General features: G+C 38.2%; 12 protein-coding genes and 2 pseudogenes. 12 read left to right on the top strand and 2 right to left on the bottom strand.

What is annotated here, in order from left to right; genetic code table 11:
• The first annotated feature begins 537 nt into the window (after positions 1-537).
• The 11 genes and pseudogenes from BLR62_RS01975 (at position 538) to BLR62_RS01925 (ending at position 13,057) form a co-directional block, all read left to right on the top strand.
• Positions 538-1,887 (top strand): GH1 family beta-glucosidase, encoded by a 1,350-nt coding sequence (locus BLR62_RS01975; protein WP_090792469.1) that lies wholly within the window; start codon positions 538-540, stop codon positions 1,885-1,887.
• Between the two features lie 153 nt (positions 1,888-2,040).
• Entirely contained in the window at positions 2,041-3,357 is a 1,317-nt protein-coding gene (locus tag BLR62_RS01970) for an ABC transporter substrate-binding protein (RefSeq protein ID WP_090792466.1), read from the top strand.
• Between the two features lie 95 nt (positions 3,358-3,452).
• Positions 3,453-4,373 (top strand): carbohydrate ABC transporter permease, encoded by a 921-nt coding sequence (locus BLR62_RS01965; RefSeq protein WP_090792465.1) that lies wholly within the window; start codon positions 3,453-3,455, stop codon positions 4,371-4,373.
• Positions 4,374-4,384: 11 nt separating this feature from the next.
• Positions 4,385-5,230, top strand: a complete 846-nt coding sequence (locus tag BLR62_RS01960; RefSeq protein ID WP_090792462.1) for a carbohydrate ABC transporter permease — start codon at positions 4,385-4,387, stop codon at positions 5,228-5,230.
• A gap of 106 nt (positions 5,231-5,336) precedes the next feature.
• Complete coding sequence (locus BLR62_RS01955) at positions 5,337-5,933, top strand: YesL family protein (RefSeq protein ID WP_245719377.1); 597 nt, start codon at positions 5,337-5,339, stop codon at positions 5,931-5,933.
• Positions 5,934-5,971: 38 nt separating this feature from the next.
• Entirely contained in the window at positions 5,972-6,991 is a 1,020-nt protein-coding gene (locus BLR62_RS01950; RefSeq protein WP_090792456.1) for a LacI family DNA-binding transcriptional regulator, read from the top strand.
• A 280-nt stretch (positions 6,992-7,271) separates the two neighbouring features.
• A pseudogene (gene bglS / locus BLR62_RS01945) lies at positions 7,272-8,048 on the top strand (beta-glucanase); the annotation flags it as partial.
• Positions 8,049-8,651: 603 nt separating this feature from the next.
• Positions 8,652-9,782 (top strand): NAD(P) transhydrogenase subunit alpha, encoded by a 1,131-nt coding sequence (locus tag BLR62_RS01940; protein WP_090792452.1) that lies wholly within the window; start codon positions 8,652-8,654, stop codon positions 9,780-9,782.
• The gene (locus BLR62_RS01935; protein WP_218119745.1) at positions 9,782-10,078 is read left to right on the top strand and encodes an NAD(P) transhydrogenase subunit alpha part 2; all 297 of its coding nucleotides are present in this window, start codon (positions 9,782-9,784) and stop codon (positions 10,076-10,078) included. The genes BLR62_RS01940 and BLR62_RS01935 overlap by 1 nt, the downstream gene beginning before the upstream one ends.
• Entirely contained in the window at positions 10,075-11,478 is a 1,404-nt protein-coding gene (locus BLR62_RS01930) for an NAD(P)(+) transhydrogenase (Re/Si-specific) subunit beta (RefSeq protein ID WP_090792447.1), read from the top strand. Before BLR62_RS01935 ends, BLR62_RS01930 begins: the two co-directional genes overlap by 4 nt.
• A 133-nt stretch (positions 11,479-11,611) precedes the next feature.
• The gene (locus BLR62_RS01925) at positions 11,612-13,057 is read left to right on the top strand and encodes an amidase family protein (RefSeq protein WP_090792445.1); all 1,446 of its coding nucleotides are present in this window, start codon (positions 11,612-11,614) and stop codon (positions 13,055-13,057) included.
• A 559-nt stretch (positions 13,058-13,616) separates the two neighbouring features.
• Here BLR62_RS01925 and BLR62_RS01920 read toward each other — a convergent pair.
• Both BLR62_RS01920 and BLR62_RS01915 read right to left on the bottom strand, forming a co-directional pair.
• Positions 13,617-13,955: a nucleotide pyrophosphohydrolase gene (locus BLR62_RS01920; RefSeq protein WP_090792442.1), complete on the bottom strand. Its 339-nt coding sequence runs from the start codon at positions 13,953-13,955 to the stop codon at positions 13,617-13,619.
• A gap of 82 nt (positions 13,956-14,037) precedes the next feature.
• A pseudogene (locus BLR62_RS01915) lies at positions 14,038-15,063 on the bottom strand (DUF2075 domain-containing protein).
• A gap of 8 nt (positions 15,064-15,071) precedes the next feature.
• Between BLR62_RS01915 and BLR62_RS12510 the strand changes: the two are divergent.
• Positions 15,072-15,488: a hypothetical protein gene (locus BLR62_RS12510; protein WP_218119744.1), complete on the top strand. Its 417-nt coding sequence runs from the start codon at positions 15,072-15,074 to the stop codon at positions 15,486-15,488.
• Positions 15,489-15,516: the final 28 nt, after the last annotated feature.

Raw genomic sequence — 15,516 nt, 5'->3', positions numbered from 1 at the left:
AGTGTGAATTCATAGCATCACGCCCCTTAATTAATGTTTAATCTAAATATCCCCATCCTAATTTAGTGTAGAAAGTCGACCTGAACATTTTCTTAAAAACAATAAACATTTGTTATAGGATAAATAGGTATAAAGTATCAATAATAATTATAGGTAGGGAGAGGATATACGGATTCAGAAAGACATCATACTTAATAAAGTGCTTTGAAAAGTTATGTCTCATTGAATATATAAGTTTCAATAGCATATATTTTTAATAAATAGCTTTTCCGAAAAAGGTGAACGATTTGGATTCCTTTTAATCAATAAGTATATAAAGAAGAACTAAACCGCTTTCAAAAAATATTGAAAAACTGTTGATTTTTTATTGAAGCCCATCTATAATACAAATTAAGAAAGCGGTTTCTGGTAAAATATAGCGATAAATGGTAGATATCAATCTTTAAATTGCCTTATTTAGCATATAAATAGCCATTATTTCTATATATTTCTATCAATTTCTTATTTTTTAAATGTTTTTTCGAAAGGGGTTTCGTAATGTCGATTGTACAATTTCCAAAAGAAATGAAATGGGGTGTCGCGACAGCGTCATACCAAATTGAAGGAGCCGTTAATGAGGGCGGTCGAGGCTTATCGATCTGGGATACGTTTTCTAAAACACCTGGAAAAGTGAAGAATGGCGATAATGGTGATGTGGCGTGTGGTAGTTATCATCGTTATAAAGAAGATGTTGAGATGATGGATGATTTAGGTGTCGATTTCTACAGGTTCTCAGTTGCGTGGCCAAGGATTTTCCCAGATGGCACTGGAGAAGTCAATCAAGCCGGTTTAGATTATTATCACCGTTTGGTAGATGAATTGCTCGAAAAAGGGATACAACCGATGTGTACACTGTATCATTGGGACCTGCCACAAGCATTGCAGGACCAAGGTGGATGGGGAAACCGACAAACCATTGATGCTTTTGTCAATTATGCGAATACAATGTTTGAAGCCTTCGAGGGGAAAATTAAGCATTGGATTACATTTAATGAGCCTTGGTGTGCATCGTTTTTATCAAATTATATGGGCGTTCATGCACCAGGGAACCAAGACCTTCAGCTGGCAGTAGATGTTGCCCATCATATGAATGTGGCACATGGTAAAGCGGTCAGCGATTTTCGAAAACTTGGTATAGAAGGTCAAATCGGATATGCGCCAAATGTTGAGTGGAATGAACCATACAGCAATCGACAAGAAGATATCGATGCTTGTAAACGCGCAAATGCCTTTCATCTTGATTGGTTCTTTGATCCAGTTTTTAAGGGTGAGTATCCTAAGTTCTTAGTCGATTTATTTGAAAAGAACGGGGCTCAATTACATGTTGAGCCAGGGGACATGGAGATCATTAGCCAACCGATCGATTTCTTAGGTATTAATTATTATTCAGGCTCGGTGGCGCGTTATAAAGAAAATGAAGGATTATTTGAGCATGAACGTATTGATACAGGCTTTCAAAAAACGGATATCGGCTGGAATATATATCCGGAAGGCTTTTATAATGTTCTAACCCATATTCATAAAACCTATGGCGATGTACCGATTTACATTACAGAAAACGGCTCTTGTTACAATGAAGAACCGGAAAATGGAAGAGTAAGAGATTCTAAACGTATTGACTATTTGCAGCAACATTTAATTGCCTTGGATCGGGCGATGAAGTCAGGTGTGAATATAAAAGGCTATTTAACCTGGTCGCTCATGGATAACTTTGAGTGGGCAGAGGGTTATACGATGCGTTTTGGTATTGTTCATGTGAATTATCGGACGTTAGAACGTACGAAAAAAGATAGTTTTTATTGGTATAAGCAAATGATTAGCAACGGCTTCTTTGAAAGACTTTCTTGAAAAAAGTTTATTTGACTATGCAAAATAAGAAAGCGCTTTCGTAAAGTGTTAATTTTAATTCATTAAGGAGGTGATCGTCAGTCGTCTAGTTATGGGTTCTGTCACTTAGTTTGAAGGAGTCACTCAAATTTAAATTTCCGAGGGGGAAACAAAATGTCAAAATTATTTAAATTCGTTTCGTTTATGCTTTTAGCTATGCTTTTTTTAACTGCTTGTAATGGTGGAAGTGATGATAGTGCAGCGGCGGATGATGAAGAAAACGGGGAAGATCCAGAAACAACGACTGAAACAATTGGTGATGGTGAAATTGAATTAGTATTTTGGGAGTTTGGTAACACCGGCTATGATCGATTGATTGAAGAGTACGTGGAAGAGAATCCGAATATCACCATTAATCTTCAAAATAGTGACATGAATGATGTGCATGATAATTTATTTACATCTGTATCGGCTGGGAGTGGTGCACCGGATATTGCGATGGTCGAAGAGGCACAAATCGAACGTTATCGTAATGCGGAGGATGCATTTAACAACCTATACGACCTAGGCGCTGAATCAGTCGTTGATAATTACCTTGATTGGGTTTTCCAAAACGGTGAAAGTGCAGACGGCGATTTCTTATTTGGTTTACCTACAGATATTGGCCCAACTGTTATGTTTTATCGTACAGATGTTTTTGAAGAAGCAGGATTCGATTCGTCTCCAGAAGCTGTCTCTGAATTAATTGAGACGTGGGAAGATTATGAAGCAGTGGCTAGAGAAATTAATGATGAGACAGGTAAGTTAATGACAGACGCGGGCGAGCTTGTATTTAATGCGCGTCGTGATCAAGCGACACAACAGTACTTCGATGAAGATGATGAATTGATTATTGATGAGCATCCTCAAATTCGAGAAGCATATGATTATGTGGCGAATTTATTTGAAGATGAGTTGGTGGGCGACATTCCACTGTGGACACCTGAATGGTTTGCTGGAATGGAAGAAGGCACATATGCAACGATGTTAGCGCCGGCTTGGATGCAAGGACAGATTAAAGATAATAGTCCAGAAGAAGGTATTTGGTCAATTACAACTATGCCTGAAGGTGCTGGAAACTGGGGTGGTTCTTACTTAACAGTTCCAGAAGAAAGTGAGCACCCAGAAGAAGCGTATGCATTTATTGAGTGGTTAACAGCACCAGAACAGCAACTAGAGGCATTTTTAGGTTATGGCTTATTCCCATCATCTCCACAGGTATATGAGATGCCAGAATTTATGGATTATGAAGATGATTATTTCGGTGGTATTGCGACAGCACAAGTATTCTCAGAAGCTGCTCAACAAGTTATCCCTGTTTACAAAGGTCGCTTGTACTATCCGGTTGATGAAGAGTTAAAGCAAGCGATTGATAACATGTCTGCTGGTGATGATCCAGATGATGAGTGGGAAGCTGCATTACAGCGGATTGAAGGTATTTTACGACGATAGTTTAATGAATACGTGTCCGAAAAGGAAAAGAAGCGCCTTTTCGGACATACTCATTGTTTTAATCGTTACTCTATTTTGGCAAGGGGGTAGTAAAGTTGGAAGCAACAAAGAAGAACAGTTGGCTAACGGAAAATAGACGTTCTGCCATAGCCGCTTACTTATTTATTTCACCATTTTTTATTTTATTTGCAATTTTTGGGTTGTTCCCAATGTTGTTTAGTTTTTACTTGTCGTTTTTTCGTTGGGATGGTTTAGACCCCATGACGTTCAATGGGTTGGATAACTTTAGATTTATCTTTTCGGATCCCATCTTTTATTCATCGATACAAAACACTTTTATTATAGGGTTGTTAGGAACATTACCCCAAATTGTGGTATCACTTTTGATTGCGTTTGCACTAAATTCATCATTGATTCGCTTTCGTAATACGTTCAGAACACTCATTTTTTTACCTTATATTACATCCATAGTTGCTGTGGCGATTATATTCGGATTGGTATTTAACAACCAGCCTTTTGGTTTTGCCAATTACATACTCAGCCTTTTTGATGGAGGCCCTATACGTTGGGCTGCTGAGTATTGGCCAGTGAAATTTGCCATTGCGACGATGGTGTTCTGGCGTTGGGTTGGTTACAATACAATTATTTTCTTAGCGGGTATGCAAAGTATTCCAAGAGAGTTATATGAAGCTGCCAAGATTGATGGTGCTAGTATTGGGCAGCAACTTCGACTGATTACACTTCCGATGTTAAAACGTATTGTTATGTTTGTTGTATTTACGGCAACGATTGGTAGTCTTCAACTATTCACAGAACCCTTAATCTTTTTAGGGCGAGGTTTGCGTGAAGAAGGGATTACGGTCGTGGCGTACTTGTGGCGAGATGCCTTTGTATACAATACATTCGGTACGGCATCAGCAGCGGCCATTGTTCTATTTGTCATTATTATCACATTGACTGCTATTAATTTAGCGTTATCAAATCTAATCGGTCGCTCAAAAAGAAGAGTGAGTTAGGAGGGGCGAATATGTCAACGAAAGAAGTAGGAGAAGGGAAATTTTCAATTAAAAAATTCTTTGTTTATTTAGTATTAGTTGGAGCCGGGTTAATCTCTCTGTTTCCATTTTATTATATGTTTGTCATGTCAACGCGTTTAAATCGTGAAATCAATTCAGTGCCACCACCGTTTACACCCGGGAATAATCTAGTTGAAAATTTTCAAAAAGTAACGGACAGTATTGATTTCTTTGGATCCATGTGGAACTCAGTGATCGTGTCCTCAACGATTACGTTTGGTACGTTATTCTTATGTTCACTAGCAGGGTATGCATTTGCAAAGTTACCTTTTAAAGGGAAAAAAGTTTTATTCGCATTGATTCTTGTCACCATGATGGTTCCGCCTCAACTCGGCTTAATACCACAATATTATATTATTACGACCTTAGGTTGGTTGAATGATTTTCGGGCGATCATTGTACCGGGTTTAATTAATGCATTCGGTATATTTTGGATGAGGCAATATATAGAAGATGGTGTGCCTTATGAGATTGTAGAAGCAGCGAAAATGGATGGATGTTCTAACTTCCGTGTGTACTGGAACGTTGTGGTCCCGATGATTTTACCTGCTTTTGCGACACTCGGTATTATTGTCTTTATGCATGTGTGGAATGATTTCTTGTGGCCACTTGTCGTATTACGTGACCCATCTGTGCACACATTGCAAGTTGCCCTTCGTGCTTTAAACGATGCAAGAGAAATGGATTATGGAATGATCATGTCAGGGACGTTTTGGGCAACGGTTCCATTGATCTTTGTATTCTTACTATTTAATCGTTTGTTCATTCAAAGTTTATCTGAAGGCGCAGTAAAATAAGATAGATGAAAGATAGAGGTTTTAATGGTGATTTCTACTACTTATAGAAATCACCTGTATTATCTCTCATAATAAGGAATAGAATGGGGTGGTCAAGGTGAACAGAATGATATTTGCGGTTACAGATGTCATCTATCGCTTCATCGTACTTAATATTTTGTGGTTGGTCTTTTTAGTAGTTGGCTTAGGCATTTTTGGATTTATGCCAGCAACAGTTGCTTTATTTCGTTCGGTTCGAGAATGGATAAAGGGTGAGACAGATCTACCATTATTCCGAAGTTTTTTAATTTATTATAAGACAGACTTTATATCATCTAATCTAATAGGTGCATTATTTATGATTTTGTTTTATATTATTTATGTGAACGCTTCCTTCGTTTCGTACTTTTACGATCAAGCGGTTCATTTATACATCTACATAGCCATCTTTAGTATTGGGACGATTATTGTGTTAAGCTTTTTAAATACATTCTCAGTTATGGCACACTTCAAGCACCAAAAGACAATTCGTTATTTTAAGTCAGCAATCGGTCTTGTTTTTGCACGTCCAGCTATGTCTTTGTTACAGTTGATATGGCTTGTTGCGTACATCCTTATTGCCATAAATTATCCGAAGCTGTTTATGTCAATTGGGATTAGTGTATTTGCTTACGTGCTGATGAGTTTGAACTACTCGATATTTAAAAAATATCATGCAGTATAATTGAAAGAATTACCGAAACTCAAGAGGAGACATACGTTATGGTCACGATTTATGATATTGCGAAAAAAACGGGGTATTCAATTAGTACCGTCTCGAAGGTGCTTAATAATTACTCCGATGTGGGGGAAAAGACGAAACGAAAAATTAGTGAAGCAGTTGATGAACTGGGATATTATCCTAGCTCAAGTGCTAGAACCTTATCAACGAAACGGTCTTGGACAATTGGCGTTGTTTTTGATGAGGATTCAGGGATCGAGCATCCGTTTTTTAATGCAACGATTGAAAGTTTTAAAAAATCTGCTGAGAAGGAAGGCTATGATCTTCTTTTCGCCTCAAATAATATCGGAAGTGAGCCTAAATCGTATGTTGATCACTTTCTTTACCGAGGTGTTGATGGTGTTGTGGTTGTTTGTTCCGAAATGGATTCGCCTGAATTAAAAAAGTTAATTGAATCAGATTTGCCATCTGTTGTCGTCGATCTTGATATGAGAGGAGCGAATGTTGTCTATAGTGACAATATCCATGGTAGTGAATTGGCGATTGATCATTTACATTCATTAGGGCATACGAAAATTGCACATCTTCACGGAAGCACGACACAATTTGCTGGACAACAGCGATTAGAAGGCTTTTATAGTGTGATGAAAAAGCATGGCTTAACGGTACATGATGAGTATGTCGTTGATGGTGGGCTCTTCACATATGAGGGTGGAAAAGCTGCTATGGAACAGATTTTGAAGTTAACAGATTTACCGACGGCCATTTATGCAGCGGGAGATATGATGGCAATTGGTGCGATCACGGCTATTCAAGAGGCCGGTTTAAGTGTTCCCGATGATTTTTCCGTCGTTGGTTTTGATGACATTAAGATTGGAAGATTCATGACCCCTGGGTTAACGACCATTAGACAGGAAACCACGCTTATAGGAAAAACAGCAGCCAATCTGCTGTTTGAACAAATTAATTCAATGGAAAGACAGCTGATGTCTGTAAAAGTGCCTGTTCGATTAGTGGAGAGAGCATCTTGTCAATCTATTTCAAAAATTAATCAAGTGTAACGTTGCTAGATTGTTATTTAATCTGCTTTTTATAGAACGTGACACGACTGTGATCGATACCTCTTATATATGATTAGAACGCTACGCAAATGACTCACCGACTTTTACCAAAAAATCAATGTTAAATAGATAGATTTTTCCTTTTAACCATTTACGAAAGCACTTTCGTAAATAGGATAATGAACTTAATTTAACGTACTTGTAATTCAAACCTTTTAAGGAGGTGGTGGCTCCGAACGTCCTGTAAGATGCTTTATTAAAAAAATGGAGGTTATGTAGGATGAATTTCAAAAAAAGTTTTATGGTTTTATTGGCGTTATTCTTAACTGTTTCTCATTTTAGTTTCATAGGTACTGTTTCAGCTGATGAGTCTGAGGATACACCGGAAGAAAGACCTATGGGCAGCTCATTTTATGAAGCGTTTGATGGTCATGACCAAGAGCGATGGTCAATGGCAGGTGTTTGGACTAATGGTGATATGTTTAATACAACGTGGTATCCAGAGCAGGTGACGTTTGAAGATGGGTATATGTTGCTAACGCTTGATCATGATGAAGAAGCCTCCGAAACAGGTATACCTTATAAATCTGGTGAACTACGTACAAATGATTTTTATCATTATGGATTGTATGAAGTCAGTATGAAGCCTGTCAAATCAGAAGGAACGGTATCTTCATTTTTTACTTATACAGGTGAATGGGATTGGGATAACGATCCTTGGGACGAGATTGATATAGAGTTTTTAGGTAAAGACACAACAAGGATACAATTTAACTACTTCACTGATGGGGTAGGCGGTAATGAGTATTATCATGACTTAGGATTTGATGCATCAGAGTCATTTAACACATATGCGTTTGATTGGAGAGAAGATGCCATTACGTGGTATGTAAATGGTGAAGCTGTTCATACAGCAACTGAAAACATTCCACAAACACCCCAGAAAATTATGATGAATTTGTGGCCTGGCGTGGGTGTAGATGATTGGACGGGTGCATTTGATGATGAGGATATTCCACTTGTTGCTGAATATGATTGGGTTCGATTTACACCGCTTTCTGAATTAGATGAAGAACCGGTTACAGATCCGGTTGAAGAGGATGAGAACGATGAAGATCCAGTCATAGATGAAGATCTTGCAGAAGAGATAGATCAAGATGAGGGTGAATCCCCCGTCACAAACTTAGACGACGATGAGGAGCAAGATGAAGATGAGGTTGTAGCAACGACGTCTGATGATGACGAAGATCAATCAGGTAGTGGAGAAGCTAACGCTACAAATGAAGAAGGAGAAAGACTTCCAGATACAGCAACGAACATGTATACGATGTTGTTAATCGGCCTTTCATTACTGATCGCTGGTGCTTCTTATTTCGTTATGGTATACCGCCGACAGTCTATGCATTAAGATTCAAATCTATAAAAACGTAACCCTTACTCGCATTAGGGTTGCGTTTTTATCATATGATTAAACAACACGAGAGAATGAAAACTTAATCTATCAAAGTTTTTTCTATTGTTTGTTCAATTGACAAGGTTTAAAAACAGTGATAGATTCATCTTAAATTAACTGAAAATTCTGTATATTTTATACTAAAAGGTTTAATAAGTCTGTCTATGCAGGGTTTTTGGGAGAAACTAAAGAAAGGAAACGTGAGTTATGAAAATTGTAGCATTAAAAGAAACAAATGAACCACGTGCGGCCTTAGTTCCGAATGCGGTTAAGAAATTGCTTCAACTTGATGGCGTTGAGGTTAGCGTTGAAGCGGGATTCACACCGATGATTAAGGACGAGGCGTATGAAAAGGTTGGTGCTCAAGTGGAGACGGATCGATCCTCTCTTTTAGAGACCGGGGACGTCTTTTTATGGGTCAATGCACCATCAGTTGAGATGATTGGTCAAATGAAAGAAGGGGCTCTAAACATTAGTTTCTTAGATCCTTTCCATCAAAAGCCTGTCGTTGAAGCGTTCGTCACGCACAATGTGAACGCGATTAGTATGGATATGGTGCCACGGACGACGCTTGCTCAAAAGATGGATGCGATTAGTTCACAAGCATCACTTGCCGGCTATGTCGCTGTTATTTTAGGCGCGAATCGACTCGACCGGATTTTCCCGATGATGATGACACCATCAGGTACGATCGCACCAGCGAAAGTATTTGTCATTGGTGCAGGTGTTGCAGGGTTGCAGGCGATTGCGACTGCTAAGCGTCTAGGTGCGCGTGTTGAGGCGTTTGATACAAGGTCAGTCGTTGAAGAACAAGTGACCTCTTTAGGTGCAAAGTTTGTGAAAGTTGATTTAGGTGAAACCGGGCAAAGTAAAGATGGTTATGCAAAAGCCTTAACAGAAGAACAACTGAAGATCCAACAACAAGAAATGGCTAAAAGCTGTGCGAAGGCTGATTTGGTCATTACAACGGCACGTCTTTTTGGTAAGAAAGCGCCAGTGATTATCACAAATGATATGTTGAAAGACATGCGTGACGGATCGGTCATTATTGATATGGCAGCATGTTTCGGTGGAAATGTCGAAGGCACGGTCTTAAATGAAACCGTTATACGTGAAGGTGTTGAACTCGTCGGAATTGATAATTTAACCGGTGAAGTCGCTTATGATGCATCTGAGATGTATGCAAGCAACTTAACGAATCTCATTAGTCATTTTTATAATCCAGAGGAAAAAACGATTGTTTTAGATCGTGAAGATGAGATTATGGCAGGTTGTTTAGTCACAAAAGATGGTCAAGTCGAAAATGACCAACTAAAAGACATATATGGAGGTAAATGATGGGCATGATGTTAGTATTTGTATTAATTTTAGCTTCGTTTTTAGGATTTGAATTAATTTCTAAAGTGCCGGCACAGTTACATACACCACTTATGTCAGGTTCAAATGCCATTTCTGGTATTACCGTGGTCGGTGCAATTTTGAGCTTGGCAGGTACGTTTGTTGCAGGTGGTGAAGGCGTAAGAATTGTACTCGGTACACTTGCGGTGTTCTTTGCGACGATAAATGTCGTTGGAGGCTATATGGTAACAGATCGTATGTTATCCATGTTCGGAAGTAAGGAGGACTCGCAATGATTGAAGAAACAGCTGTTCAAATGTTATATGTGTTATCCGCAATCTTATTTATTTTTGGTTTAAAAATGTTAGGGAATGCTAAACAAGCAAGACAAGGTAATATGCTTTCGGCTTTAGGGATGCTGATTGCGATTGTCTCAGCCCTTGTCAGTCATGACGTTTTAGAATGGCAATGGATCGCACTTGGGATGATCGCTGGTGCACTTGTTGGTGCTATGGCAGCACGTTTAGTCGCGATGACCGCTATGCCAGAGATGGTAGCTCTATTTAATGGGTTTGGTGGTGCGGCAAGTTTGCTCGTCGCGTGGTCTGAGTATCATCGCTACACGACAACAGGTGAATTTATGGATGTTTCCGTTTTATCGCTTTTGATTGTGATTGTGACGATCTTAATTGGTGGGGCGACATTTACCGGTTCGATCGTTGCTTGGGGTAAGTTGTCTGAGAAGCTACCGAGTAAACCGATTCAATATCCAGGACAACAATTTGTTAACCTTTTATTAGTTGCGCTACTGGTCGGTGCAGCCATTTTATTTGCACCGTTACGTGAAACGGTGAACATTGATTCCTATACGTTAGTGATTGCAACGATTATACTGGCTTGTCTATTAGGGATCTCTTTCGTCATTCCAATTGGTGGAGGCGACATGCCCGTTGTCATTTCATTATTAAACTCATTTAGTGGGATGGCAGCTTGTGCTGCTGGTTTTGTTATAACGAACAATGTGTTGATCGTTGCCGGTGCACTTGTTGGTTCAAGTGGTATTATTTTGACGAATATTATGTGTAAATCGATGAACCGGAAATTATCGAATGTCCTCTTTAGTGGGTTTGGATCCGGTAAATCACAGTCAGGTGGTGGTTTCCAAGGTGAAGCCAATCCTGTCGCTGTTGATGATGCTTATTTAATGTTAGAAGCGGCGAGCAATGTGTTAATTGTACCTGGCTACGGAATGGCTGTTGCTCAAGCTCAGCACGCGATTCAAGAGTTGGCCGATCAACTTGAAGCAAATGGAACAGAGGTTAACTTTGCTGTCCACCCAGTCGCGGGTCGTATGCCAGGTCATATGAACGTGTTATTAGCTGAGGCGAATGTGCCGTATGAACAATTGAAAGAGATGGATGATGTCAATCCAACGATCGAAACGGTGGATGTCGTGATCGTGATCGGGGCGAATGATGTTGTTAATCCGGCAGCGCGAACAGATGAAACATCGCCAATCTACGGGATGCCCGTGATTGATGTTGATAAAGCGCAAACGGTCATTGTCATGAAACGTTCACTCAATCCAGGCTTTGCTGGTATTGATAACCCGTTATTCTTTAATGACAATACGCGCATGCTTTTTGGGGATGCGAAACAATCGACACAAGGATTGGTCGCAGAATTTAAAGATTAATGATTATGTAAATGGATCAGAACCGCCAGTGATGCGTCATTGGTGGTTCTTTTTTGCGTTAAAACGAAATGATCCCCATTCTTAACTGGACGTGTTATGCTTATCTATAATAACTGACGAAGGATGTGACCGTATGACATTTAATAGTGATGCTTATTTAAAGAATCAAAAAATGAAACAATTTAAAAAGCCACCGACATCAAGTTATAAAGTACGTTTAAAAGCGGAAAGACAAGAGGTTGACTCTGAACTTATGGACCGGATTCTATCGAGTGATAGTGAAGGATTACAAGCCCTTGTGAAAACGAATCAAGCGACCTATGCAGATATTGCGAAAGCTTTTTATAATCGTGTGCTCGACACGAGAGGCACTCAAGCCGTGATCACATTAAATGAATCAATCATTGAAGAAGCGGCCGCTTGTGTTTATAACGAAAAGCATGATCCGTTGTACGGTCTTCCTGTCCTGATTAAAGATAATATTCAAACCGTGAATATGCCGACAACAGCAGGGGCTGCTATTTTAAAAGATTTTTATAGTAAAGAAGATGCTGAAATTATTCAAGCGTTAAAAGAAAAGGGTGCCCTCATTTTAGGGAAAACGAACCTGTCTGAATGGGCAAACTTTATGACGACAGACAGTGCTAATGGTTATTCAGCAATAGGTGGTCAAACGAAAAATCCCTTTGGGCCATTTGATGTGGGAGGATCAAGCTCTGGTAGTGCAGTAGCTGTCGCTGAACACATGAGTCCTGTCGCGATTGGGACAGAAACAGCCGGTTCAATTATTTATCCCGCCAGCCAAAATGGCGTCGTTGGTTTAAAGCCGACGTTAACGACCGTGTCTCAAGATGGAATTATTCCAATCGCAAAAGCGCATGACACAGCAGGGCCTATGGCGAATACAGTTAAGGATTGCTATTACTTATTTAAAGCGATGGCACCGATTGAGGGGCGTTTAGATGATTTTAGCAAGCCGTTAGATGCGTATACATTTGGTGAACTGACAGATCAAGCGATTACGGGTACCTATCGAGAAGAAGATGCTTCCGTCATTCGCACGTTTACTGATGGGTTAAAAGAAGCGGGGGCAAGCTGTGAACACGTCACGTTAAATGAAGAAGCGCACAACGTCAACTTTTTCGATGTGCTTATTTATCAGTTCGGTGAAGGTGTGCGTGAGTTTTTCAAACGAACGGATCAACCGATCACACTAGAAGACGTGTTCAAATTTAATGAACAAGACCCTAAAGATCGTGTTCCTTATGGACAAGATTTAATTGAAAAATCGATACGACATGATTTTTCAGAAGAAACGATTCAGCAGTTGATTGAAAAAAACCGATCCATCACCAAGGATGCGCTTGACGAAGCCTTTCAATCGGTTGATTTTCTCATCACGTTGAGCAATTACGCCACGTCACTGTATGCGACATCCGGCTATCCAGCCCTAACATTACCTGGGTTTAAACGTGAAACAGGTGAGCCAATAGGTGTGACGATTATTGGTAAAGCTTATCAAGACGTTGAATTGTTGCATGTAGGGCAATTGATTGAGCAATTAGGTGTAGGGTGGTAATTAGTAGGATTTAATAAAATAGTGACTCTTAAATTATGATTTTACAATGTCATGACTTGTCTTCTAATGCTACTTCTGTAGTAATCTTAACAGCAGGAATAGGACTGTTGAAATAATTATAGAAAGTAAAAGTGAAGTCATTAGAGTCCTTAATATAATGTAGAAATCTAACGTAATTACATTGTAGAAAAAGATAAAAAGAATAATTAGGAAAGTCAAAATAAATACGTACATTATTTGTTTTGGCATCTCTAGCCTTCCTTTTTAAAAATTATTAATCAGTATAATAATGGAGCCTTGAAAGATTATCATGTTACTGAACGAGTGTAAATACTGATCAAAAATCCATAACCATACAATTATTTATCTCATAAAAACTTTCCTTGCTATATTTTTAATATTAAACAAAAAAGCAAAAAACCCTTTTTATATCTGTGATTTTGACTATAAAACATTTTAAGATCAAAAGAATGACACAACCGGTATCTTTATTATCCATACAAAAGATACTGGTTGTGTCATTTAAAACGTTGTATATAAGAATTGTCATTGATCAAGCTTATAGGTGATGATATTTCTTTTTATTACCCTTGGCTTTTTCAATAGGATATTTTTCTTGATTTTTTTCAAGCTTAGCCTTAATAATTTGTTCGGGGTCTATATCTAAATCTGAACAAAACATTAATGCATAGACCATGACATCAGCAAGTTCATCCTTAATTTCAGGTAATTGGGTATCAATGGCTTCTTCACTCGATTTCCATTGGAAGTTTTCTAAGAGTTCGGCTGCCTCTAAATTTAGAGAGAGAGCAAGATCTTTAGGGTTATGAAATTGTAGCCAATCCCTTTCTTCTCTGAACTGATTAATCTGATCCATTAGCGTTTCAAATTCGCTCATGTCGTCCCTCCTCTTGTAACTCTAGTAATTTAGATCTGAGTTTAGGATCTGTTGCGTAGATATATAATCCATGAATTCCACGTTACATTAAAACATTGAGAGAATTTAAGATAATGTTTAATTTTAATTGCTCATTTTCATCTTCGGTTAAATCTTTTCTTTTTCTGTAGGCTTCTGTATCTTTATATTCTTCAGGCCTGATGATGAGTTGATCTCTTTCATCATCATAGCTAATCGAAGGGCCAATGATGACCCCTACATAGTTTAAGTCGAAGCCTTGAACTGTATAGATCGATCCAACCTCATTAACAGTAGAGGCTTCCTCTGCCCACGTTTTTTTAGCATCCGTATGGTTCCAAGGTAGATCAATCCCACCTTCATCTACAATGTAACTATTCCCGTCTTTTTTATGAGTGTAATCAAATGTTGAGACTAGCCTTGATAGGCCAACAGTTTCATTTTTCTTGAATATAGCCTGTTTGATGTCTTGACTGTTATTAAATATCTTAAACTCAAAGTTCTCTAAATTGTTAGGAATCGGCAATAAATGATTATCAATAAAGGCATCGATCCAGTTTGGGACTCGGTCATCAGCTTGTATCCGAAATTGATCATCTAAATAGAAGTCAGTCGTTTGATATTGACTGGTAATGTCTTTGATCATATTTTCATCCCAATAGCTTTTTAACTTAAGGACTTGTTTAGGGTCAAATATGACAATCGTTATTTTACTCCGTTTAATGATCTCTTCTAATTAGTTTTTGTAATTGAAATTGTTATAAGCATCTTCTTTACTTAATAATAAGTGCGCTTCATCAATTAACAAAACATCAGCTTTCTCAATTTTTCCGCTGTCTATTTGGTTTATAAATGATGTAGGCTTTAAAAAGTTTTTCTTCTTTAAGTTAGGTAAACTACTCGCAATACTTTCATAAGTTTTGATCATTTCACCATAATTAACTAACAGATAGTTATTCGTGTTATGTAGCGTTGAACTTCTGTCTTTATCATAGTCTTGTAGCGTATTAAATAGTGAACTTAAGACAACACTTTTCCCTGTACCGGCTTCGACTTGTATAAGAAAGACTTGCTGACTGTCTTTTTTAATATGTTTACTTGCGTAATCAAGAACCTTGTCACTATAAGAACTTGAAGGAAGTGAGATGGCGTTGTCATCATCGAGCCAAACACCATAGTTTAATGTGCTTATACTTTTTTCATAATTCTTTAATATTAAAACAAAATCTTCATATGTTTGGGGTGAATTGTAGCCTTTGTCAAGGACATTTTTTAAAAAAGAATCATTTGAAAAAAACTACTATATTCTGTAAAATGAGAATAAATACAAATGCTTTTTGGAACAAAGGAGTGATAGTGTTGGGTATTATTAAAAGACCTCTATTTATTTTTGGTTTAATTTTATTCCTTTTACTTGTTGTTTTACAATTTAGTTATAATGTTAGTTCAGGATACATGTTTGTGTTAGCAATAAGTTCTGGTCTTTCAATAGGAGTAAGTGTTGATGAAAAATAAAGTTTCTATTAAAACTGTAAAACAAAAC

This window comes from Pelagirhabdus alkalitolerans (genome assembly GCF_900096905.1).
Lineage (GTDB): Bacteria > Bacillota > Bacilli > Bacillales > Amphibacillaceae > Pelagirhabdus > Pelagirhabdus alkalitolerans.
Note: the sequence above shows the minus strand (reverse complement) of the source record. Positions and strands in the feature narration are given on the sequence as shown.